General features: G+C 71.3%; 19 protein-coding genes. 7 read left to right on the plus strand and 12 right to left on the minus strand.

Translation table 11 applies throughout. The features are described from left to right. Window positions 1–183 precede the first annotated feature (183 nt). Window positions 184–2,349, plus strand: a complete 2,166-nt coding sequence (locus tag H6726_25040; protein ID MCB9660937.1) for a hypothetical protein — start codon at window positions 184–186, stop codon at window positions 2,347–2,349. A 104-nt stretch (window positions 2,350–2,453) separates the two neighbouring features. On the opposite strand, the gene H6726_25045 is transcribed toward H6726_25040, so the two are convergent. Beyond that, on the minus strand, window positions 2,454–3,623 hold the full coding sequence (locus H6726_25045) for a DUF3095 domain-containing protein (GenBank protein ID MCB9660938.1): 1,170 nt from the start codon (window positions 3,621–3,623) through the stop codon (window positions 2,454–2,456). Between the two features lie 153 nt (window positions 3,624–3,776). Between H6726_25045 and H6726_25050 the strand changes: the two genes are divergently transcribed. Next, the gene (locus H6726_25050) at window positions 3,777–4,604 is read left to right on the plus strand and encodes a hypothetical protein (protein MCB9660939.1); all 828 of its coding nucleotides are present in this window, start codon (window positions 3,777–3,779) and stop codon (window positions 4,602–4,604) included. Between the two features lie 486 nt (window positions 4,605–5,090). Here the strand turns inward: H6726_25050 and H6726_25055 are convergent, their stop codons facing one another. From H6726_25055 to H6726_25075, 5 genes are all read right to left on the minus strand, one after another. Continuing rightward, complete coding sequence (locus H6726_25055; GenBank protein MCB9660940.1) at window positions 5,091–5,792, minus strand: LON peptidase substrate-binding domain-containing protein; 702 nt, start codon at window positions 5,790–5,792, stop codon at window positions 5,091–5,093. Then, window positions 5,771–5,980, minus strand: a complete 210-nt coding sequence (locus H6726_25060) for an EF-hand domain-containing protein (GenBank protein ID MCB9660941.1) — start codon at window positions 5,978–5,980, stop codon at window positions 5,771–5,773. Before H6726_25060 ends, H6726_25055 begins: the two co-directional genes overlap by 22 nt. A gap of 107 nt (window positions 5,981–6,087) precedes the next feature. After that, window positions 6,088–6,330 (minus strand): hypothetical protein, encoded by a 243-nt coding sequence (locus tag H6726_25065; protein MCB9660942.1) that lies wholly within the window; start codon window positions 6,328–6,330, stop codon window positions 6,088–6,090. 77 nt (window positions 6,331–6,407) lie between these two features. Beyond that, the gene (locus H6726_25070) at window positions 6,408–7,109 is read right to left on the minus strand and encodes a hypothetical protein (GenBank protein ID MCB9660943.1); all 702 of its coding nucleotides are present in this window, start codon (window positions 7,107–7,109) and stop codon (window positions 6,408–6,410) included. A 91-nt stretch (window positions 7,110–7,200) separates the two neighbouring features. After that, window positions 7,201–7,659: a PaaI family thioesterase gene (locus H6726_25075; protein MCB9660944.1), complete on the minus strand. Its 459-nt coding sequence runs from the start codon at window positions 7,657–7,659 to the stop codon at window positions 7,201–7,203. Window positions 7,660–7,834: 175 nt separating this feature from the next. Between H6726_25075 and H6726_25080 the strand changes: the two genes are divergently transcribed. After that, on the plus strand, window positions 7,835–10,216 hold the full coding sequence (locus tag H6726_25080) for a hypothetical protein (protein ID MCB9660945.1): 2,382 nt from the start codon (window positions 7,835–7,837) through the stop codon (window positions 10,214–10,216). Window positions 10,217–10,346: 130 nt separating this feature from the next. Further along, complete coding sequence (locus H6726_25085; GenBank protein ID MCB9660946.1) at window positions 10,347–11,405, plus strand: hypothetical protein; 1,059 nt, start codon at window positions 10,347–10,349, stop codon at window positions 11,403–11,405. A 504-nt stretch (window positions 11,406–11,909) separates the two neighbouring features. On the opposite strand, the gene H6726_25090 is transcribed toward H6726_25085, so the two are convergent. Beyond that, complete coding sequence (locus H6726_25090) at window positions 11,910–13,094, minus strand: acetyl-CoA C-acyltransferase family protein (GenBank protein ID MCB9660947.1); 1,185 nt, start codon at window positions 13,092–13,094, stop codon at window positions 11,910–11,912. A 151-nt stretch (window positions 13,095–13,245) separates the two neighbouring features. Between H6726_25090 and H6726_25095 the strand changes: the two genes are divergently transcribed. Together H6726_25095 and H6726_25100 are read left to right on the plus strand one after the other, a co-directional pair. Then, a complete protein-coding gene (locus tag H6726_25095) occupies window positions 13,246–14,247 on the plus strand; it encodes an aldo/keto reductase (GenBank protein ID MCB9660948.1) in 1,002 nt (333 codons plus the stop codon). Between the two features lie 135 nt (window positions 14,248–14,382). Further along, entirely contained in the window at window positions 14,383–15,375 is a 993-nt protein-coding gene (locus H6726_25100; protein MCB9660949.1) for a hypothetical protein, read from the plus strand. 30 nt (window positions 15,376–15,405) lie between these two features. On the opposite strand, the gene H6726_25105 is transcribed toward H6726_25100, so the two are convergent. The 4 genes from H6726_25105 to H6726_25120 all read right to left on the minus strand — a co-directional run bounded on the left by H6726_25105 (window position 15,406) and on the right by H6726_25120 (window position 19,245). Further along, the gene (locus H6726_25105; protein ID MCB9660950.1) at window positions 15,406–15,867 is read right to left on the minus strand and encodes a hypothetical protein; all 462 of its coding nucleotides are present in this window, start codon (window positions 15,865–15,867) and stop codon (window positions 15,406–15,408) included. Window positions 15,868–15,958: 91 nt separating this feature from the next. Further along, on the minus strand, window positions 15,959–17,809 hold the full coding sequence (locus H6726_25110; GenBank protein MCB9660951.1) for a carboxypeptidase regulatory-like domain-containing protein: 1,851 nt from the start codon (window positions 17,807–17,809) through the stop codon (window positions 15,959–15,961). A 57-nt stretch (window positions 17,810–17,866) separates the two neighbouring features. Further along, window positions 17,867–18,565: a DsbA family protein gene (locus tag H6726_25115; GenBank protein MCB9660952.1), complete on the minus strand. Its 699-nt coding sequence runs from the start codon at window positions 18,563–18,565 to the stop codon at window positions 17,867–17,869. A 50-nt stretch (window positions 18,566–18,615) separates the two neighbouring features. Beyond that, complete coding sequence (locus H6726_25120; GenBank protein ID MCB9660953.1) at window positions 18,616–19,245, minus strand: class I SAM-dependent methyltransferase; 630 nt, start codon at window positions 19,243–19,245, stop codon at window positions 18,616–18,618. A 71-nt stretch (window positions 19,246–19,316) separates the two neighbouring features. Here H6726_25120 and H6726_25125 point away from each other — a divergent pair, with 71 nt between their 5' ends. Next, on the plus strand, window positions 19,317–20,150 hold the full coding sequence (locus tag H6726_25125) for a helix-turn-helix transcriptional regulator (GenBank protein MCB9660954.1): 834 nt from the start codon (window positions 19,317–19,319) through the stop codon (window positions 20,148–20,150). 101 nt (window positions 20,151–20,251) lie between these two features. Here the strand turns inward: H6726_25125 and H6726_25130 are convergent, their stop codons facing one another. Continuing rightward, a complete protein-coding gene (locus H6726_25130; GenBank protein MCB9660955.1) occupies window positions 20,252–20,881 on the minus strand; it encodes a hypothetical protein in 630 nt (209 codons plus the stop codon). Window positions 20,882–21,098: the final 217 nt, after the last annotated feature.

Raw genomic sequence — 21,098 nt, forward strand, 5'->3', positions numbered from 1 at the left:
TTCGCTCGAATAGGCCGGCTACCACGTTTGAGCGCGATCCACAAACATGGGAGCCGCGTGCCTTGCCCGCGAGCCTCTGAAGTCTTGACACCCCCCGGTTGACCGGCTGATTCGTCGAGGAAACGCGGCGTCAAAATTCGACACCATCGTGGCATTAATTCCGCTGCGGTACGTTGGTAGGGGATGCCGACGTCATCGAGCCAGACCGCTTTATTCGAGAGAGTGGATCCGACCACGGTGACGAGCCTGTTCAGCGGGGGTCAGGTGCGGATCCTGGTGCACGGCCACGTGGTCTACGAATACCAGGAGGACGACCTGACCCACCGAGATCTGGCCGTCATAGGGCTCCGGAGGATCGGCCTTCGAGGCAAGCGCATTGCGATGGTGTGCCGCGTGAGCGAGTCGGAGGTCACGCGAGTGCGTCGACGCTACGAGAAGGGCGGCACGGCCGGTCTGGTGCGCGCGCCAACGCGCGAAGGGCTTTCACCGCTGAGCGCGGAGGAGCGCTCGCGCGCCATCGCGATGCGAAGCGCCGGGGCATCACTGGACACCGTGGCGCGGACGATGCGGCTGTCCCTGCCGCGCGTCATCGCGACGCTCGACGCGGAGGGATTGGGGTCCGTGGGGCGCGGTCATCGCTTGCGCACCCACCTCCCGGCGCAGCTTCCTCTGACGTCGGTGGAGCCTGAGCCGAGCCCCGCGGACGAGCCTGCCGCCGAGCCCGAGACGCGTCCTGCGCGCGATGCGGAGGACGACGAAGAGCTGCGCCCCGGCATGCCGCTCGCGGCGGGGACCGAGCACCGCTCGCAGTACGCAGGCCTGGTGCTGCTGACGAGCACGCTGTGCGACTTGGGCATCGTCCCGGCGCTGAAAGTGGCCTCGGCCAAGCGCTCGGACAAGGCGGTGTACTCGGCGCCGACCATCGCGATGACCCTCTGCGCGGGCATCGCGGCGGGGTACCACTCGCTCGAGTCTCTGCACGAGCGCGATGCGTACGGGCTCGGGGTGGTGCTCGGCACCGAGCGATGCCCGAGCGTGCGGACGATGCATCGCGCGCTCACCCAGATGACGGCCACTTATGATCGCGTCGCGCTGCACGGCGAGCTCGCGCGCCACCTTGCCCGCCGCGCTCCGATGGACGTCCGCGTCTTCGGTGTCGACATCCACTTCAAGACGTACACAGGCAAGGAGCGCATCGACAAGGGCTGGAACAGCAAGCGCCGCCTCGCCGAGAAGGGCCTCGCCGACGTGGTGGTCACCGACGCGATGGGTCGTGCCTGGTTCCGCGAGCCGGTCCCCGCGGGCAGCCACCTCTCGGCCTGTCTCGGCCCGATGGCCGAGCAGCTGCGCGTGGCGCTTCCGGAGACGACCGTCGTACTCGTGTCCGACCGAGGTGGCTTCGACTTCGATGTGCTCGAGAAGCTGAACGCGACCGGCGTGAAGTACATCGCCTGGGTGCCGGCCTCCGTGAATCTCCCCGACCTCGCGACCATCGCGCCAGCGCAGGATGGCATCGGCGGTGCGGTCTTCGAGCACCCGCGCATGACGCACGCGAGCCGGCTCATCGTGCAGCGCGACGGCGACAAGCTGCTTCCGCTCTGCACGAACGTCGACACGAGCATGGATGTCGTGGAGGTCGTCGAGACGCTCCGCGCGCTGCGCGGCATGCAGGAGAACTCCTTCAAGTCGGGACGGCAGCGTGCCGGCATCGACCAACTCTCCGACCGTGGCAAAGCAACGCGTGCCCCCGACGACCGCATCATCGACAACCCGGAGTACGTGCGCTTGAAGGAAGAGCTCGAGCAGCTCAACGAGACGGTCTCGGAGATCGAGTCATGCCCAGAGCGCTGCACCCAACGCGGCAAGTGGACGAGCGAGTACGTCGTCGCGCACCTTCGACAACAGACCACACAGAAGCAGATCCGTGACGTCCCCGCTCGCGTCGAGCGATGCGCCGTCGAGCCCGACGCCCAGCGTGCTTGGCTCTGCACCACCAAGCGCGACCTCGTGGTGCCCATGCGCTACCTCGTCGACAACGCCGTGCGCGACCTCGTCGACCGCCTCGGGGACGCGCTCTCCTCGACCGACCGTGAGCACGATGCCTCGACGCGCGCGCGAACCCTGATGGCCCTCCTGCAGGCCCCCGGGACGCTCCGCTTCGAGAAGCGCCACGTCGTCGTCACCATCGAGCTGCCGCTCCCGCCCGCGCCGCACGCGCGGATCGCACAGGCCCTCGAGGCCATGGATGAACTGCAACCGCGCTTCACGGATGGCGTGCGCACCGTCCGCTTCCGCCTCGCGCCCAGGGTCACGTGTGGCTCGATCCCCCTCGCCCCGAGCCCGTCGTGAAAATGCCATTCGGGCGGTCGACGAAGCCGGGGGGTGTCAAGACCTCAGAGCCTTCGCTCGTCGGCAGGCTGTCCGCCGACCGCGGATGCTGGGGTAGACCTCGCTCAACGCGCCTTCAGCTGGGCCTTGAGCTCCTTCGCGGCCAGCGCGTAGCCGCCGTTCGCGCCGTCGACGAAGTGCACGTGGTCGCCGTCGTAGCCGTCGATGACGCAGGTCATCAGGGCCGTCTCGGACGTGTGGATGCCGAAGCACAGCCGCCCGGCGGCGTGCTCTGCCGTGAGCCGCTCGCGCAGCCGGGCGAGCGCCTCGGGTGACGCGTCCAGCACCATGCGAAGCGTGTCGTCGAACTTGCGGTAGTCGGTGTTGGCGACCACCTCGTCCACGTAGGTGCTGCCGTCGAAGCCCGCCAGCTCCTTCCCCGTGCGCATCAGCGTGCGCCCGAGCCAAGCCATGAAGCGGATCTTGAGGCGCGTCAGGTACAGTCCGAGCCCGCCGCGCTTGCCGCTGACGAGGCGCGCCTCCTGCTCGAAAGCCTTGGGTCCGCTCGCCAGCGCGAGCACGTCGCTGTGCACGGGCCGGGCGCCGACGCCGAGGACCTCGTCCACCAGCTCGATCGTCTGCAGGTAGACGCGCGCCGCCTCGGCGGGGTCCGACGACGCGGCCTGCACCAGCAGGCTGACGAAGTGCCCCGCGCGGCTCGGGACGGGCTGCCAGCGGCACTCGAAGCCGGTGAAGTCGGCCTCGCGCGCGCCAGCGGAGGGGACCGCGTACTGCGCACCCAGCTCCGTGTGCTTCACCAGGCGCTCGGCTTCGGCCAGCGCGCCGCCCGCGAACATGGCGAGGCAGACGTGCTCGCTGGCGCGGTAGCGGGCCACCAGCAACGGGTGCCCGGCGCGCCGCAGCTCGCCCACCGACACGATGCCCGCACGCATGCCGAGGTCGAAGGCGCCCGTCGCGAGGTCCTGCAGGCCGCGCAGCGCCACGTTCACGGGCTCGAGCAGCGCCGTGGGGCACAGCAGCGTGGCGCCGTCTCCGCCGAACACGAAGGGCACGTCCACGTCGGTGAGCGCGTTGCGCACGGCCACGATGGACGCGACCCCCAGGCTGTTGACGTCCTTGTAGCGCCCGGCCTCGATGGCGCGTGTGGAGCCCCGCACGTCCGTGATGATCACGGACCAGTCGTCGGGCACCTGGGCGTAGAGGGAGAGGTCCGCCACGTCGACGAAGCGCTCCACCGCGGCGAGCTCGCGATAGAACGCGTGCGAGTCGGTCATGGCGCGAGTGTCCGAGGGGGCTGGTGGGCATGTCAACGCCTGCGGTCACCGAGGGCACCGCCCGCTGGCGTGCGCTCCGCGGGGACGTCGCACACGCACCGCCGGAACTCCACGGCGAGGGACACTCCGCGCGAACGCGCGTATCTTGGCGTGATGACCCGCTCGCCCCGCTCCTTGTGGCTCCTCGCCGTGTCGCTCGCCGCCATCGCCGCCTGTGGCTCGGGCGCGAGCAGCCAGGCGACGCCCATCGCGCCGCCACCCGCCGGGACGCCCATCGCCGCGCCCGACGGAGCAGGCGGCAGCGCCGGAACGCCCGTCGCGGGACCCTCCGATCGTGGGCAACCCGTGGCCCACCCCGGACAGGCCGCGCCCGTCGCCCAGTCAGCGCAGGCCACGGCCGTTGCCCCGCCGACGAGCGGCACCCCCGTCGCCGCCCCTCAACAGACGGGGGACGCACCACGCGCTACGCCAGTGGCCGCGCCGCCCGCGGGCCAGACCACGAGCGGCATGCCGGTCGCAGGCCCCAGCGGGGGTGGCGCCCCCAGCGGCCCCGCCGCCACCATCCTCGCCGCCCACAACGCCTACCGCGCGCGGCACTGCGCCCCGCCCATGCGCTGGTCCGCGGCCATCGCCGACGTCGCGCAGCGCTACGCCAACGAGCTGGCCCAGAGCGGCTGCGCCTTCCGCCACAGCCGCAGCCGCTACGGCGAGAACCTCATGCGCTTCGCCCCCGCAGGCTCACACGACGCCAGCTATGTCGTGAGCGCGTGGTACGAAGAGGTCAGCGCCTACGACTACGCGCACCCCGGCTTCTCGATGAACACAGGCCACTTCACGCAGGTGGTGTGGTCCGAGAGCACCGAGCTGGGCTGTGGCGTGGCGGTCTGTGATGGCGGCGAGACCTGGGTCTGCAACTACGGCCCACCCGGCAACGTGACGGGGCGCTTCCCCGCGAACGTGCGTCCCGCGACCTGCCAGTAGCGGGGCGCATCCCACGCACGCCCGCACGCTCGTGTGATTCGACCCCGTGAAGCACCTCGCACCGCGGATGTGGCCGACAATGTTGGGGGACACCAGGCTGAAGCCAGGTGCCCCGGAGCTGCAATGCTCACCGAAAGTCCGCGCCCCTCCGGGGGCGGACTACGTGCTGGTGGGCTTGGGCGTCCTTGCGGGTTCGTCGCTGAATAGGCTGTCGAGCCCATCCCGGCTTTCCGTGCGTCCCATCCCGGTCCCAGCCATCGAGCCCATGCGACGGCGCGCAACGCAAGACGTGACATACGCCCCTATGTTCCATGGCTCGGGACCCTGCAGTCCGCCCCCGAAGTGGGGCGGACTTGCAGGTCACACTGCAGCCTCGGGGCACCTGGCTTCAGCCTGGTGCCCCCCAATCACCACCGACGTCCCCGCTCCGCCCCCCGTCCCACCAGCGGCACAACGGCGCCCGCACGCCCCGTGCGTTCGCCCGCCTCAGTTCAGCTCGTCCTCCCCAGCACCCGACGTGCGCGCCAGGAAGTCGCTCAGGTGCTCCACGACCGAGTCCATGCGCTCGGACACGTCGGTCATGCCCAACAGCTCGTACTGCGACTCGACGTCGCCGTGCATCATCGCGCCGAGGCGGTTCGAGAACTCGCCCGGGTCGGGGTGCTCCTCCAGCTCCTCGCGCAGCAGCTCCGCCAGCTTGGGGTTGCGCACCCGCAGGCTCATCATCAGGCCCCTCACGGCGTCCACCGAGGCGCGCGTCGCCCGCGCGTCACCCTGCACGTCGGGCACGAGCTCCGCGCGCACCTCCCGGTAGGGCTCGCAGCTGCGGTGCTCCGACACGAGCCGCGCGCGCCCGATGCCCTCGAGCAGGATGTGATAGCGCCCGTCGGGCAGCTCCTCCCACTCGGTCAGCGCCCCCACCCCCATCAGCGCACGGATACGCGGACGCTGCGCGCCGTCCAGCTCACCGTCGGGGTCGAGCGTGGCCATCGCGATGTAGCGGTTCTGCTCCAGGGCGTCGCGCGTCATCTTGCGGTAGCGCGGCTCGAAGATGTGCAGCGGCATCGGCATGCCCGGGAGGAGCACCACGCGCGGCAGCGGGAAGATGATCAGCCGCTCCAGCTGGGCCGGGTCGATGCGGCCAGGGGCCCTGTGGGGCGTGTCCTTCACTTCTCGCGCGAGGTCCACCAGGTCTGGAACTCTTCGTAGTCGATGGTCCCTTCTTCGTCCGTGTCGATGCTGTCGAAGAGCGCTTCGGCCTGGGCCCGATCGAGCTCCAGCCCGAGCGCGGCGACGAGCTCGCGGAACTCGAGCAGGTCGATCTCACCGTTGCCGTCTTTGTCGTACTCACCGAATGCGCTGAATGTGTCGGTCATGGTCTCTCCGTAGCCGCCGCAGGGTACGGGAGCAGGCGCTCCCATGGCAACGGTGGCGCGCGTGAATCTCACGGATTCCGGCGATCTGGAGTCGCAGTCTCGTCGGCCTACTTGCCCAGCAGCGTCCGACGCGCGTCCTGCATCAACAGGAGGAGGTGCAGGACGTCCGTTGGGCTCGGCATGAGCTCCGGTACGAGGTGAACGCTCACGACGAAGACCCGCGTAGAGTGGGTGTTCGCGGACTGACGGGCGCGCCGCTGCAGCCAGTGGGTCTGCTCGTCCGAGCGACAGGTGAAGCCCTCCACACGATGCGACGGGCTCAGCAGCACCGGGTGCCGATAGCGGGTCAACGGCGCGCCGTCACGGCAGGAGCGTGGAATGGGCAGGCCCGCGAACGTGCCAGAGGCAGGTGCGCCGACCAGCAACGCTACGAAGCGCGCGAGCCGCGCAGCCCCAAGTGCAGCACGAACTGATGACTGGTGAGCGTGAGCCGAGAGCGACCCAGGAGATCTTGTTCTTCCTGCCGTGCTTGCCGCATCAGCCAGCCCGTCTCCATGTAGACCGCGAACCCCTCCGTCGCTTCGATCTCGATCCCCACCAGGGCACCGAGGTTCCACCCAAGACGGCGCGCGTCGCTCGAGCCCCCCAGGCGGCCGACCATGATGGACAGTCCGACGGGTGTGGCCAGGTACGGGACGAGGCGCACCAGGCGAGGTCCCGCGTCGACAGGCAGGCGCGCGGCCAGCCACACGTCCACGTCGCGCCAACTTTGGTTGGGCCCCACGGCTGCGCGCTGTCGCGCGTACGACACGAGGAGTCCCATCGAGAACCAGGGCGTCGGCAGGATCTCGAAGCGGCCACCGACCCCGCCCGAGGGGCGAAGCGTTCCCTCCGGGACGGCACCGTAGATCACTCTTGCCCCGAACCCCGTGGCCGGATCGTCTCCGAGGGCGCTGAGGTCGTGACCGGCGTTCCCCATGGCCACCAGGGTGCCGTGCCCGGCGAGGGCGAAGCGGGTGGCAGACTGTGCTTCGACGGCGCACGGCGCAGCCATGACCGCCGCCAACACGACCCGCACGAGCGGTCCCGGGCGCCACCGGTTGGCGCGATGACGTCCTTCCACTTGCATGCGCCAAAGCTACCGGCCCTGCCCCGGATGCGCCAGGGGGTGGGGACGGTCGTCGGGCGCTCACGGACGTGGGACGTCCGGCGCCCGAACCTCACGTCTTCTTGTGCCGCAGGCGCTGCGAGAGCGGGATGATGGACTTGGTGACTGTCGCCCGCGCCACGATGCGCTCGCCCGTGCGCGCCTCGACGGCGACGAACGCCAGCGTGCGGCCGCGCTTGTCCACCTGGGCGCGGAACGTGACGTCGCTGCCCACCGGTGCCGTCGCGAGGATGGAAAAGTGCGCGTCGTGCGTGACAGCGGCCTCCTCCGGCGCGAGCTGGAGCGCCACGGCGAACCACGCGGTGCAGTCCAACAGGCCGTAGAGCTCGGTGCCGTTGAGCTGACCCGTCCCGCCCGCGAGGGCGTCGGTGACGTGCACCACGCCCAGCGCCTCCCCCGGCTGGCACTCGCGCAGTTCGAAGCCGCAGCGCACCAAGAACGGCAGCTGGGTCGCGTACGCCATGATGCGCTCGCGCGCGTCCGTTTCCTGGACCGATGGATCATTCTCCATGGGCTCATCGTAACGCGAGAACGCTCGTGGACGCGGAACGATCCCGGAAATTGTCCCCAAGAAATCGCAGGGACGTGGTACCCCATCGCAGACCAAGCGACCCGCCCGCGCGAGCTACCAAGGGTACGGAGGTGCAGGGTGGGTCCAACCTCAGACAAGGAATGACACGATGCGTATGACCAAAGCGTCTATCGCCCTCGCTCTCGCCATGCCCCTGGTGTTCGGCTGCGGTGGCGGAGATGAAGAGCCCGCCGCAGCGCCAGGCGCCCAGACCCAAGCCCCGGCCGGAGGCGGCGCGCCCGCTGCGCCCGCTGCTCCGCCGGTCGTCGCGCAGGTGTGCAACGCCGCGAATCACACCTGCGTGATGAAGCCCACCGGAGAGATCTTCTGCTCGGGCGCCAACCTCGACGGACAGCTCGGAGACGGCACCGCGCAGACGCGCTGGACCTGGGTGCCCGTGCAGGGCGTGACGGGCGCGCGCGAGATCGCCTGCGGCGCAAGCCACACCTGCGCCCTCACGGCCACCGGCGTCTTCTGCTGGGGCCAGAACGCCTCGGGCGCGCTCGGCGCCGGCCACCAGAACGTCACGCACACCGCCGTACAGGTGCAGGGCCTGACCGACGCCACGCAGATCGCGCTGGGTGACGGCTTCAGCTGCGCGCGCCGCGCGAGCGGTGCCGTCAGCTGCTGGGGCGACGGCGCGAACGGTCGCCTCGGCAACAGCACCACCAACGTCAGCTCCACTCCCGTCCCCGTGGCGGCCCTCGCGGACGCGGTGGAGGTCTCGGCCGGTCGCGCCCACGCTTGCGCGCGCCGCGCGGACGGCAGCGTGGTGTGCTGGGGTGCCGGCAGCAGCGGGCAGCTCGGCCAGGGTGGCGAGCACCCGCGTGACAGCAACGTGCCCATCGTCGCCGCGGGCGTGACGGGCGCCACGATGGTGGACGCCGGTGGCAACCACACCTGCGCCGTCACGGGCGCGGGCGTCATGTGCTGGGGCCAGAACAACTACGGTCAGAGCGGCGCTGGTGAAGGCAACATCACGACGCCCACCGCCGTGGCCGGCCTGACGGGCGTCACGCAGCTCGGCGTCTCCGGAAACCGCACCTGCGTGCTCGTCGCGGGCGGCGCCGTGCAGTGCTGGGGCTACAACAACTACACGGGCGAGCTCCTGGGCGTGGGCTCGCGCGAGGAGAAGGTGCTCACCCCGACCGCCGTCAACGGCCTCACGGGCGCCCTGCGCTTCGACACGTACGCCTCGGGCACCAGCGCCTCGGCGTGTGCCTTGAACGCGACCAACCAGCTGTGGTGCTGGGGCACGGGCGGCAGCGGCCGCTTTGGCAACGGCGAGCCCAACTCGCTGCCCAACGCCACCGCCATCCTGCCGGATGTGACCGCGCTCAACGCGACGGCCAGCGTGCCCTCCACGTTCCCGCCCGTCGCCGAAGGCATCCCCGCGCGCACCGCCTTCGAAGTGGGCAGCCACACGGTGTGCGGTGTGCGTGACGGTCAGGTCTACTGCTTCGGCGACGGCAGCGACGGCCGCTTGGGCACGGGCTCCACGCGCGCCAACCCGTCGGACGCCGCGGTCGCGGTCGCGGGCATCACCGACGCGGTGGACGTCTCCACGGGCCTCACCCGCACCTGCGCGCTGCGCCGCAACGGCACCATCGCGTGCTGGGGCCAGCTCACGGGCCGCATCGAGTCGAGCTTGCCCATCCCGGTCGAGGGCTTCACCGACATCCGCGAGTTCAGCGTGGGCGGCACCGCCTACTCCATGACGGTCTGCGGCATCCACGAGGACGGCGGCGTCAGCTGCGCGGGCTCGCCCCTCGGCGCCAACGGCGACCCGAACATGACCGCCACGCGCGTGGCGGGCATCACGGGTGCCACCAAGGTCATCGTCGGCACGGACGCGGCCTGCGCCCTCGCGGGCGGCAAGGTGCTCTGCTGGGGCTCGGGCAGCTACGGCCAGCTCGGCAACGGCGCGACCGACCGCTCGGCCACGCCGGTCGAGGTCTCGGGCATCAGCGACGCGGTCGACATCGGCGGCGGCAGCTACAACTACTGCGCGACGCGCCGCAACGGCTCCGTGTCCTGCTGGGGCAGCGGCGACGACGGGCAGCTCACCAACGGGCAGTCGGGTCGCGAGGCCAACTCGCCCTCCCCCGTCGCGGTGCGCGGGCTGCGCAACGTCGCGAGCATCGGCAAGATGGGCGACTCGATGTGCGCCGCGCTGCGCAACGGCAACGGCATGTGCTGGGGCGCGAACGACTTCGGTCAGACGGGCCACAACGAGTCGGAGACCGACGACGTGATGGCGCCCTGGGACTACCTGCGCGAGCAGAACCCCCCGGTGGCCGCGCTCGGCAACATCGTCGAGATGGGCTGCGGCTGGAACTTCTGCTGCGCCCTGCACGCCGAGGGCGGCATCAGCTGCGCCGGCTCCACGCCGGTGGGCGGCAGCAGCGGCTTCCTGGGCCTGTCCAACCAGCGCAGCACCTCGCCCATCCTGGCGCCCGGCATCACCTTCCCGGTGGTGGCCGCCGCCGCGGAGTGACGTGACGCGGTCGGCGCCCCGCTGACCACAGCCGAGCCGAGGCCCATGGCCCCCACGCGGGGTCGTGGGCCTCTCGCTTTTTGCCAAGGTCCCCGTTGCGGCCCGGGTCCATCGGGGGTCAGCTATGTCCATGCGTCACCCCCTCGTCCTCTCCCTGCTCTACGGCGGGGCCTCCACCTTCCTCGGCGCGTGCGGGGCCGGAACGCCTCCCGAGGGCACGTCGCCCAGCACGACGACCACGGAGCCGGCCACCTCGAGCACGTCGCGCGGACGCTACGAGGTGCACGAGTGGGGTCTCGTGGACGTGGGGCGCGACGGCGTGGCGGAGCTGGCAGCCGGTCCCGGGCAAGCCAACCTCGCGCGCCCACCGCAGCCCGCGCCCGGCGGCGGCACGACCGTGCGACCGCACCCGCCGGCGGCCACGCGCAAGCCGGTGCTGTACTTCCACCTCCTCGAAGGCGAGGTGCAGGTGAGCGTCGGCGCGACCATGACCTACGGCAGCATGCTGGAGCGGTTCCCGCCCACGCCGATGGCCGACGCCAACGTCCAGTGGCCCCAGGTGCAGCTGGTCGGGCGCGCGTGCGGCGCGACCACCTACCCCACGGCGGGATCACCGGGCTGCGCCGGCATCTCGGACGACTACTGCGAGGCCGCCGAGCTGGCGCTCTACGAAGCGCGCGACGCCAGCTGCCTGGTCGTCGGCGGCAACGACTACAACCACCTCTTCTACCGCGGCGGCGGGCGCGGGCTGAGCCTGCCCATCACGGTGGGCCCCTCTCCAGGCGGTGCGGTGCTGACCAACCGCAGCACCTACGCCATCCCCTACGCGCTCTTGGTCGAGCGCGGCGACGCGGCGATGGCGAGGGACCAGCGCCGCGCCGCGCCGGCGGTGAACGTGCGACGCTTCGGGCGAGTCCCCGCCGGCACGCAGGCGGAGGTCCGCGAGAGCATCCCCGTGGAGAGCGCCGTCAGCGCCGTGCGCGCCGAGCTGGGCCTGCTGGGCCTGACCAGCGGCGAGACACAGGCGTTCATGAACGCGTGGGAGGAGGCGGTGTTCCGCTCCCCCAACGTGGCGCGCGCCGTGGTCTACCTGCTCCCCCCGGAGCTCGTGGACGCCGTCAGCACCCTCGCGCTGAGCCCGCCGCCCGAGACCACGCGGCGAGCGATGATGGTGCGCGTGGAGTTTTGACGGCTGCGCGTGCTCGGGGCACGCTGGACTGACGAGGCTGTCTCCAGTCGGGCGAGCGGGGGTACCGCGGACTGAGGTGACGGAGGTCCGGGGCAACAACCCGGGGGGCGTCCGGCTACCGCCAGTGAGGGAGCTGGAGATGGGGGGCACCAGGCTGAAGCCAGGTGCCCCGGAACCGCAGCGCGCGCTGAAAGTCCGCGCCCCTGCGGGGGCGGACTACGTGGTGGTCGGCGCTGGGGCCTGCGCGGGGGTCGATGGGCGAGCGAAGCGATACGGATGGTCTCCGTGTCGCGTTCGACACCCGACAGTCGCATCTGGGGCCAGCGCGGCGCGATCTGAGACGTGCCACAACGCAACCCTCGATCCATCGTCCGCTACCAAGTAGTCCGCCCCCGCAGTGGGGCGGACTTGCAGGTCACGTTGCAGCCTCGGGGCACCAGGCTTCAGCCTGGTGCCCCCCAATCGCAGCCTACAACCGCCGCGACAACTCTTCGCGCCCGCGTCTCAGAGCCTCTCGAAGACCGCCGCGATGCCTTGGCCGCCGCCGATGCACATGGTCACCAGCGCGTAGCGCCCACCCGTGCGGCGGAGCTCGTAGACCGCCTTGATGGCGAGGAACGCGCCCGAGCAGCCGATGGGGTGACCGAGGGCGATGGCGCCGCCGTTCGGGTTGGTCTTCTCCGGGTCGAGCCCGAGGCCGCGGGACACGGCGATGGCCTGCGCGGCGAAGGCCTCGTTGGACTCGATCACGTCCATCTGGTCGAGCGTGAGCCCGCCCTTCTGGAGCGCGAGCTTGGTGGCGGGGATGGGGCCCTCGCCCATGATGTGGTTGGGCACGCCCGCCACCGCGTACGAGTGCAGACGGGCGAGCGGCGCGTGGCCCCCCGCGCTCGCCAGCGACGCGTCGGCCAGCACCATGAAGGCCGCGCCGTCGTTGATGCCCGAGGCGTTGCCCGCCGTGACCGTGCCGTCCTTCTTGAACGCCGGCTTCATCTTCGCGAGCGTCTCGAGCGTGGTGCCCGGGCGGACGTGCTCGTCCTTGTCCACCACCACGTCGCCCTTGCGGGTCTTCTTGGTGATCGCGACGATCTGCTCGTCGAAGCGTCCGTCGGCGATGGCCGCCGCCGCGCGCCGGTGCGACTCGACCGCGAGCGCGTCCTGCTCCTCGCGCGTGATGCCCCACTTCTCGACCAGGTTCTCGGCCGTGATGCCCATGTGCCCGACACCGAACGGGTCGGTCAGCGCGTCCACCATGGAGTCCACCAGCGTGGTGTCCCCCATGCGCGCGCCGCTGCGCATCGCTGTCGACAGATACGCACCGCGCGACATGACCTCGACGCCGCCGCCGACACCGCAGTCGGCGTCGCCCAAGAGGATGTTCTGCGCCGTGGTCACGATGCCCTGCAGGCCCGACGAGCACAGACGGTTGACGCCCATGGCCACCGAGTCCATCGGCAGGCCCGCCTGGATGGACGCCACGCGCGCCACGTAGGCGTAGCGAGGGCCGGTGGGCACGCAGTTGCCGACCGTCACGTACTGCACGCGAGCCGGGTCGACACCCGAGCGGCCGACGGCCTCCTTCATGACCGTGCCGGCCAGCTCGTGGGGCTCGATGTCGGACAGGCTGCCGCCGAAGCTGCCGATGGGGGAGCGGGCCGCGCCCAGGATCACTACGTCACGCTTGCTCATGGGGAGTCTCCTCGAGGTGATGCTCGTTGCGGCGGACGATAGCGCGAAGCACGGGCGCGCGCAGACGGTGAGCGCGATGGACCGCTGTCGGGGACCCCCGGGCCGGGCAGTCGCACTTGACCCCGCGGGCCCACGCGGCCTACCACGCGGCATGGACTACGTCTTTCTGGGCGGCACCGGCATCCGCGTCTCCGAGCTGTGCTTCGGCACCATGTCGTTCGGGGGCGACGCGAACGAGGAGACGTCGGCGGCCCTCTACGCACGCTGCCGCGAGGCGGGCATCAACTTCTTCGACACGGCGGACGTGTACTCGGGGGGTGCGTCGGAGCGCATCCTAGGGAAGCTGATGGCGCACGAGCGCGACGCGCTGGTCATCGCGAGCAAGGCCTACTTCCCCACCGGTCCCGGGCCCAACGACCGCGGCAGCAGCCGCTACCACCTGACGCGCACCGTGGAGGCGTCGCTGAAGCGCCTGGGGACGGACCGCCTGGACCTGCTGTACCTGCACCGCTTCGACGAGCGCACACAGCTGGAGGAGACCCTGCGCGGCGTGGAGCTCCTCGTGCAGCAGGGCAAGGTGCTGCACCCCGCCATCAGCAACTGGAGCGCGTGGCAGACCATGCAGGCGCTGGGTGTCGAGGAGCGGCACGGCTGGGCCAAGGCCGCGTGCCTGCAGCCCATGTACAACCTGGTGAAGCGGCAGGCCGAGGTGGAGATCCTGCCGATGGCGCAGGCCATGGGGCTCGGGGTGTGTCCGTACAGCCCGCTCGGCGGCGGGCTCTTGAGCGGCAAGTACACGAGCGGGGCCAGCGCAGACGGCGCGCCCAGCGGGCGCATCCGCGACAACGCCATGTATGCCTCGCGCTACGGTGACCCGCGCGAGCACCAGACGGCGGAGGCCTTCGCGGGGTTCGCGCGGGATCGCGGGCTTCACCCAGTGAGCCTCGCCGTGGCGTGGGTGGGCTCGCACCCCGCGGTGACGTGCCCCATCCTCGGCGCGCGCAGCGTGGCGCAGCTGGAGCCCGCGCTGGCCAGCGTAGAGCTCGACATGACGGCCGAGCTGCGCGCGGAGGTGAGCGCGCTCTCGCCCGCCCCGCCGCTCGCCACGGACCGCGCCGAGGAGGCCAAGGGGGGCGGCTACGGGACGCGGTGAACCTCGGAGGCTCAGGCCAGGTCGCTCGCTGAGGCCGCGCGCTGGCGACGTGGCGGCCCACGCGCGGGGCGGTGGGCACACACGAGGACCGGGCCTCGCGTTGAACCTCTGGGGTGTCGCGGCTAGCCTCGCCAGATGACCACCCAAGCGCGCGCCCTCGTCGACAAGCTCCTCGCGAGCGACCAAGCCCTGCTGCGCGAAGGCGCGGACAAGACGCTGGACGCGCTGCTGGCGCGCCCGCTCACGCGCTTCCTGGACGACAGCGCCATCGAGACCATCGTGACGCTGGTGACCGCGGCGGTCACGGAGGCGAACGTGGAGCGCGTGGTCCAGGAGCACATCCACCCCGGGCTCGACCGGCAGATCGCCCGCAGCAGCGCGAACGGCGAGACCCTGGGCGACCTGCTGCCGCCCGGCGGCGACGCGACCATCCTCGCCATCCTGAACAAGGTGCGGCTGCCCGAGGCGAAGTGGGCGGTGGGCGTGGTGGACGCGGCGCTGGTACGCAAGCTCGTCAGCCCCGTGATGCAGGACATCCTGCTGCGCTTCGCGAAGCGGCTCCCCATCCCCGGCTTGGGCGGTGACGGTCCTTCGATTCCGGACCCACTGGGCCTCGGGAAGAAGCTACGCGGCGCGACGAGCCCGCTCAGCAGCGTGGGCAAGGGGCTGATCGGCGGCGTGGACAAGAAGCTACAGGGCATCGCGCGTGACTTCGCGGAGACCGCCACCAGTGACGTGCGGGCGGCGCTCATCGAGCGGCTGCGCAGCGACGAGGGGCGCGCGTTGGTCGCGCAGATCGCCGAGCATGCCAGCGCGCACCTGCGGGGCGTCCTGCTTGCAGACGTACTGCGCGAGGTGGACTCGCTCCCGCGGGCCGAGGTCGAGGCCTTCGTGCCCGCGCTGCTGGCGCACAACGTCGCGCGGCAGGAGCTGCAGGACACCGTGCGCGACGAGCTTCGCGCGGTGCTCGCCGTGGAGGGGCAGCAGCCGCTACGCGAGCTGCTCGAGCGCTACGGCCTCCTGGCCGAGGTGCAGCGCGAGGTGCCACCCGTGCTCACGCGCATCGCGGCCGACGTGCTCGAGGACGACGCGATGCTCGCGTGGGTGGACAAGCTGCTGGCTCCCTGAGCCTGCCATGCTCGCCTCTTCGACCGGCTGCTACATGGCGCCGCCGACGGCGTGAACCCGCCCGACCTGGCACGTGGGACTCGCGACGCATGCGGCGAAGTCCACGGGGTGTCGCAGGGCTTCGTCCACCGAGAGCGGGATCTTCTCTTGGACGGCGTATGGGAGCGCGTCCACCACGGGCCCACACGCGGTGAGCAGCGCCGCGGCCGCGAACACCGCCGGGCGCGCCTTGCGCAACAGGGCAGCCTGCGGGACCACGCGCACCGGGGCCGTCTGCACGGTCCCGTCGCGCTGAGGGCGGTAGGCGACACACACGCGTCCCTCGTCACGGCGACGCAGCAAGGCCCGCGCTTGGTACTCGTCGAGCGCGCCGAGGTCCTGCACGGTCAGGTCGCACGACTCGCAGTAGCGTCCGCCCTCCGTCGGGGACATCTCGTCGAACGAACGGTCACACGGGAGGCGGAGCTGGATCTCGGCTGTGTACAGGGGCATGGCGCGGGTTCTCCGGGGCGTCCGACAACACGCAGCAGCCGGAGTTCCGCGTGCTCACCCGATCTGCGCGTCCGGCGCAGACACGACGCCGTCATTGCCGCCGGCCGGAGACGCGGCGATGGCGGCGTCGGCGCGCGCGGACGACGACGCCCAAGCTCAGCCATCCGAGACCATACGGCCACGGCGAGGCGGAGTCGGCGCTGACGTGGCAGCCACATCCGGACTTGGGGCGACGCCCAGGGCCTGCATCCTCGCCACCGCCCGCATCGCCCACCAGACCGCCCTGGTCGCCCAGGACGCCCGCGTCCTGCATGGGGCTGACGATGGGTCGCACCCGCAGCGCGTCGGCCACGATGTGCTGGTTGCCGGGCACGCTGCCCACGACGTTGTCGAGCAGGCGCACGCTGCCCGCGTCGTCGAAGCTGTACACGCCGAGTGAGACCCAGCCGCTCGACGTTCCTTGGTCGATCAGCACCTCGTCCTCTCCGTCGGCGTGCTCCACCACGTAGCGCGCCGCCTCGTACACGCCGAAGGTGTCGTCGATGTACACCTCGACCTCGTACTCGCCTGGCGCCTCGAAGTGCAGCCGCCACTGGGCCCAGTTTCCGGGCGCGTCCGACTGGAACGCGTTGGTCCAGTACAGATGCCCGCTCTCTCCGGCGGCTTCCTCGCGCCAGTAGATGGGGTTGCCGAAGGCCGTGAAGCACGGGCCCTCCTCGTCCAGCTGGCCGCCAGCGGCGGGGATCACCGCACACGGCTCGACCGGCTCGATGTAGCCGTCCTCCACGGTGGCCCCCGGATAGTAGTGCTCGACCATCCACACGTGCTGCTTGGGCTCGGCCCCGAACGCCCCGAAGTCGCAGGGCGCGTTGGCGCACGTGCCGTTGGCCCAGCGCTGCGTGCCCCACTGACACATGCCGCGCCCGTGACCGAAGCGGGTGGTGCCGGTACAGGTCGGGTCGTCCACACCGAAGGCGGTCGGGTCCGTGTTCTCCGCGCTGAACTCGGTGGTGATGATGGATCCGTCACGCGTGACGACGAGCCCGAGCGTGGCTTGGACGGCCGCATCACCCGCCACCGTGTGTGTGTCGCGGTAGACCTGCGTGACCGTTCCGTCGTCCACGTCGGCGCAGTCCCAGCGCCCGCCGCGCTCGGCCCAGCGCACGGCGTAGGTGCGTGTCGCGATGGCCCCGGCGCGCAGGGCCTCTTCGTGCCAGCTGGGGATCCACTCGTGCGTGACGACGCCGCCCACGTATTCCTCGAGGGGGATGGTCTCCACGGTCACGGCGGGGTTGCAGCTGTTGTCGGCCCAGCCGTTGCCGGCCGAAGGCGCCAGCGCCCCGGACTGTGAGCTGCGCCAGACGCGGATCACGGCCGGGAGCTGCACCAGTGGCGCGACGGCCCCTCCCACGGTTCCTGGGTCGGTGTGCTCGTCGCCGCCGTCGCCCGTGCCGGGGGACGCGCTCGGTGGGACGGCATCCGCTGGAGGCGTGCGGGCTGCGTCCGGATCCACGTACGCCGGGTGGTCGTGGTGGCGTGGGCCGCGTCTTGCGAAGTAGGCGTGGATGGCCGTTTCCGAAGGCACCCGGGGGAACACGTCGGCCTCGACCGTGACCTCCTTGCCGGCGCGCACATGCACGCGCTCGCGGGTGCCGCTCAGGATGTCGTCCCCGGCGAACCACAGCGTATGGGTGCCTGCGGGGAGCGTCAGCGAGAAGCGCCCCTCCGCGTCGGTCGTCGCCTCGCCCATGTCGTGCGCTGAGACGCGCACCCCAGGCACAGGGCGCTCGTGGATAGGGTCCACCACCACGCCATGCACCACGCCGGGAGCGCCCGCCGACCCTCCCCCGGCAGACTCACAGCCCGTGACCCAGGCGACAGAGAGACCGACCAGGGCGAGCCCGAGGGCCCGGCCCGAACGAAAGAGCGACCATGCGTTCACAGAGACATGGTCAACCCCGCGCCAGGCCGGCGCAAGGCCCGGGGAGGCGCGCGCGTCTCAGCAGGCCGAGACCCCCACCCCCAGCCCGCGTAGCAGCTCCTGCATGGTGGCGTGCAGCACCTCGAACGGGAAGTTGCCGTAGAGCGTCGCGCGCCCTCCGTCGAACACGTAGCTGGGGGAGCCGCGCACCCCGAGGGCCTTGCGATCTTCGTCGTCCTCCGCCAGCAGCGCGAACGGCAGCCCATCGTCCAGCCACTCGGCGAGCCGCTGCGGACCGACGCCACACTCCTCGGCCACCGATAGCTGCACCGCGCGCCGACACACGTTCTCGTTCGCTTCGAACGCACGCCGGCGCAGCGCGCGCAGGTAGCCGGCGCCGCTGCCTGCGGCGGACTCGCCCAGGCTCTCCATGTGGAACACCGCCTTGGCGGCGGCCCCGCACGACCAAGACGACGTGGGTGTGTCGCGCGTCCAGAGTTCGCCCGTGACCCCCTCGCAGCCGTGCGTGCCTGCCACGCGCGCCGTCGCTTCGCGTCGCCCCTCGTGCCCGCCTTCCGCCCAGGCACCGGTCGAGAAGCGGCGCGGGAAGCTGCCGAACACGGGCACGATGCGGTAGGCGATGGTCAGGTGCTCGCCCCACTCGGCGATCACGCGCTCGAGCTTGCTCTGGGCCACGTAGGCCCAGATGCACAAGGGGTCGGACCAGTACTCGAAGCGTAGCGACTGGCGGGCGGGGGAGGCAGTGTCGTCGGACATACGCCGATGGTGCCCTGCCTGCTCGGCCAGATCACGGACGAAGCGCGCGCTCAGGGGCGCCTGCGCCCGACACCCATGAGCGGCCGCATGCTCCCCCCTTCGATGGCCACGTCGAAGCCAGTGCCCACGGACACCACGTCGAGCACGGCGCCCTCGAGCGCCGACCGGACGCCCGACGTGGTGAGGCCGAAAGGCTCCGCCGCCAGTGGGTCCAGCTCCCAGTCCCACTGAACGAACACGCCGCCCGGAGCCAGACGGCGGGCCAGCATCGCCACGGTGCCCGGGTAGTCGTCCAAGAACGCGCACACCGACGAGCAGACCACGAGGTCGAACGGCCCACGGGCTAGGTCGTCGCGATCGATGGTCGCTGGGGTCCACGAGGCGACACCCGCTCGGACGTTGGGGATGCGCTTCTCGGATAGCACGGCGACCATGGCCGGGGACGCATCGACCGCGATCACCTCCGCCACGTGGGGCGCCATACGCTCGCTCAAGAGCCCCGTGCCGCAACCGAAGTCGAGTACACGCGCGCCCGCTCTCGGCTCGCCGTGCGCTCGCAGTGACGACCACGCCGCGTCCGCGTACGCGCGCACGACAGGATCCGAGTCCCAGCTCGGGGCCTGCTCCGCCCACGGATCTTCGACAAGGTGGCGCGTCACGTCTCGTTCGTTGGGTTCCATGATCTCCTGTGCGGGTTCGCGCGGCGAACGGGTTCTTGCCGCCTCATCGGGTTTCGGGACAGGGTGCGCGCATGGGCCAGCACGACGCTCCCCAGCACCACGTGCACACCGGGTCGATCACCGTGTTCCGCGATCGGGTGGCGCACATGGAGCCGCACGGCGCGAGCACCCACACGGAGTACGGCCTGACGTACATGGTGAGCGGGTGGCACCGCATGGAGCACGGCGGGCCGGTCGAAGCGACCGCTGGCACGTTCACGGTCGTGCCAGCGGGTGTGCCCCACCGTGCCCTCGACGGGCGCGACATGGACTACTGGCTGCTGGGGTTCTGCCCGCAGTGCCTCGGGCTCGACGAAGGGCACGCGCTGATGAGCCCGTTCCGACGCGTCCGGCACGGCGCGCTGCCGGTGCTCGACGTCTCCGACGACCGTCAGCCACGCGTCCTCACGCTGTACGCGGAGCTGCAGGACGCCCTCGCGCATGCAGACGCCGCGACCCCCGAGGTCACGCGCAGCCTCGTCGTCCTGCTGCTGGCGGAGGCGCGCCGCGCGATGCCGGGCGATGCCAGCGGCTCGGCGGTGACCTCGCTGGTGGGAGACGCCCTCGCGTTCATCCAGCGCCACGGCCTCGAGCCCATCTCGCTGCGCGACGTCGCCAAGGCCGTGCACCGTACCCCGAGCCATGTCGCCAACGTGGTCAAGCAGGAGACGGGCTTCTCGGTGGGGGAGTGGATCACGGCGGGACGCGTCGCCGAGGCGGCCGCGCGCCTCGCGCACACGGACGACAGCCTCGAGGAGGTCGCCACGCGGGTCGGGTGGACGGACAAGACGCACCTCGCGCGTCAGTTCAAGGCGGCCTATGGGGTGACACCAGCCGCGTTCCGTCGCGTCAGGCGGGGTGCATAGCCGCCCTCTCCGCATGCGCGACCGCGTGCGCCCGGAGCGAACGGCGCGGGGCGTGCGGCCGCCGCCGAGTGAAGACCGCGGGAGCGCCGGCGCGTAGTGCGTCACCGCAGGCGCCTGAAGAGGTATGCGACCGCGGGGCGCGTGTACGCGACGCCGCGCCCCAACCGCCGCAGCTGTTCCTCGGTTGGCGGCGTGCCCGACTTGGGCACGAGGTACGTATCGAGCGCGTCTTCCGACACGCGTAGCCGGTCGGTGCGCCCAGCGAGGACACCCACGAGCGCGTAGTCCGGGTCGATGGCCGCGAGGCCCGCGTCGCCGTGGCTGTTGTTGGCCACCAACACGCCGCCAATTGCCAGGTAGCGCTTGCAGGGCTTCGAGATGAAGCCAGCGTACAGGGAGACCAGCAGGTCGTGGCTCGCGTCCGGCAAGTCGAGTGGGTGCTCGTAGCTCCCTCCGATGAAGTCGAAGCTCGGCGGTCCGTCGTAGCGCTTCTCTGCGCGTACGACCGCGAGCACCTGCTCGCGTGCCGCGAAGAACCGACGGGCGCGACGGTCCGTGTCCACATACGTGACGTGCGGGATCTCGAACGAGGCTGCGACGTGGATGAAGCTCCCGGGGTAGAGGGCGCGCGCGGGCGCGCGCCAGCCCGCGATGGCCTCGAACACGCCCCGGCGCGAGCGGCCGTCTCCGTAGAAGCGCTCGTAGAGCTGCGCTGCGTCGAGCCTACTCACCACCACCCCCCGGCGCGCCGCACATGACGACGTGCTCCGAGCGGCCGTGGACGGGGGTCTCCGAGGACGACGAGGGTTCGCGCGTGCATCCCCCGGAACGTAGAAAGGTCGTCACTCGGCATCCAGAGCGCCGCGTGGGATTCTAGCGGCCGATCTTGGGATTCGGTCTACCCTCGGTCTTCCGTCGGCGTCCCGGCGCCATGGGACACCCGAGCGG

The organism is Sandaracinaceae bacterium, from assembly GCA_020633055.1.
Classification (GTDB): Bacteria; Myxococcota_A; Polyangia; order Polyangiales; family Houyiibacteriaceae; genus JADJJE01.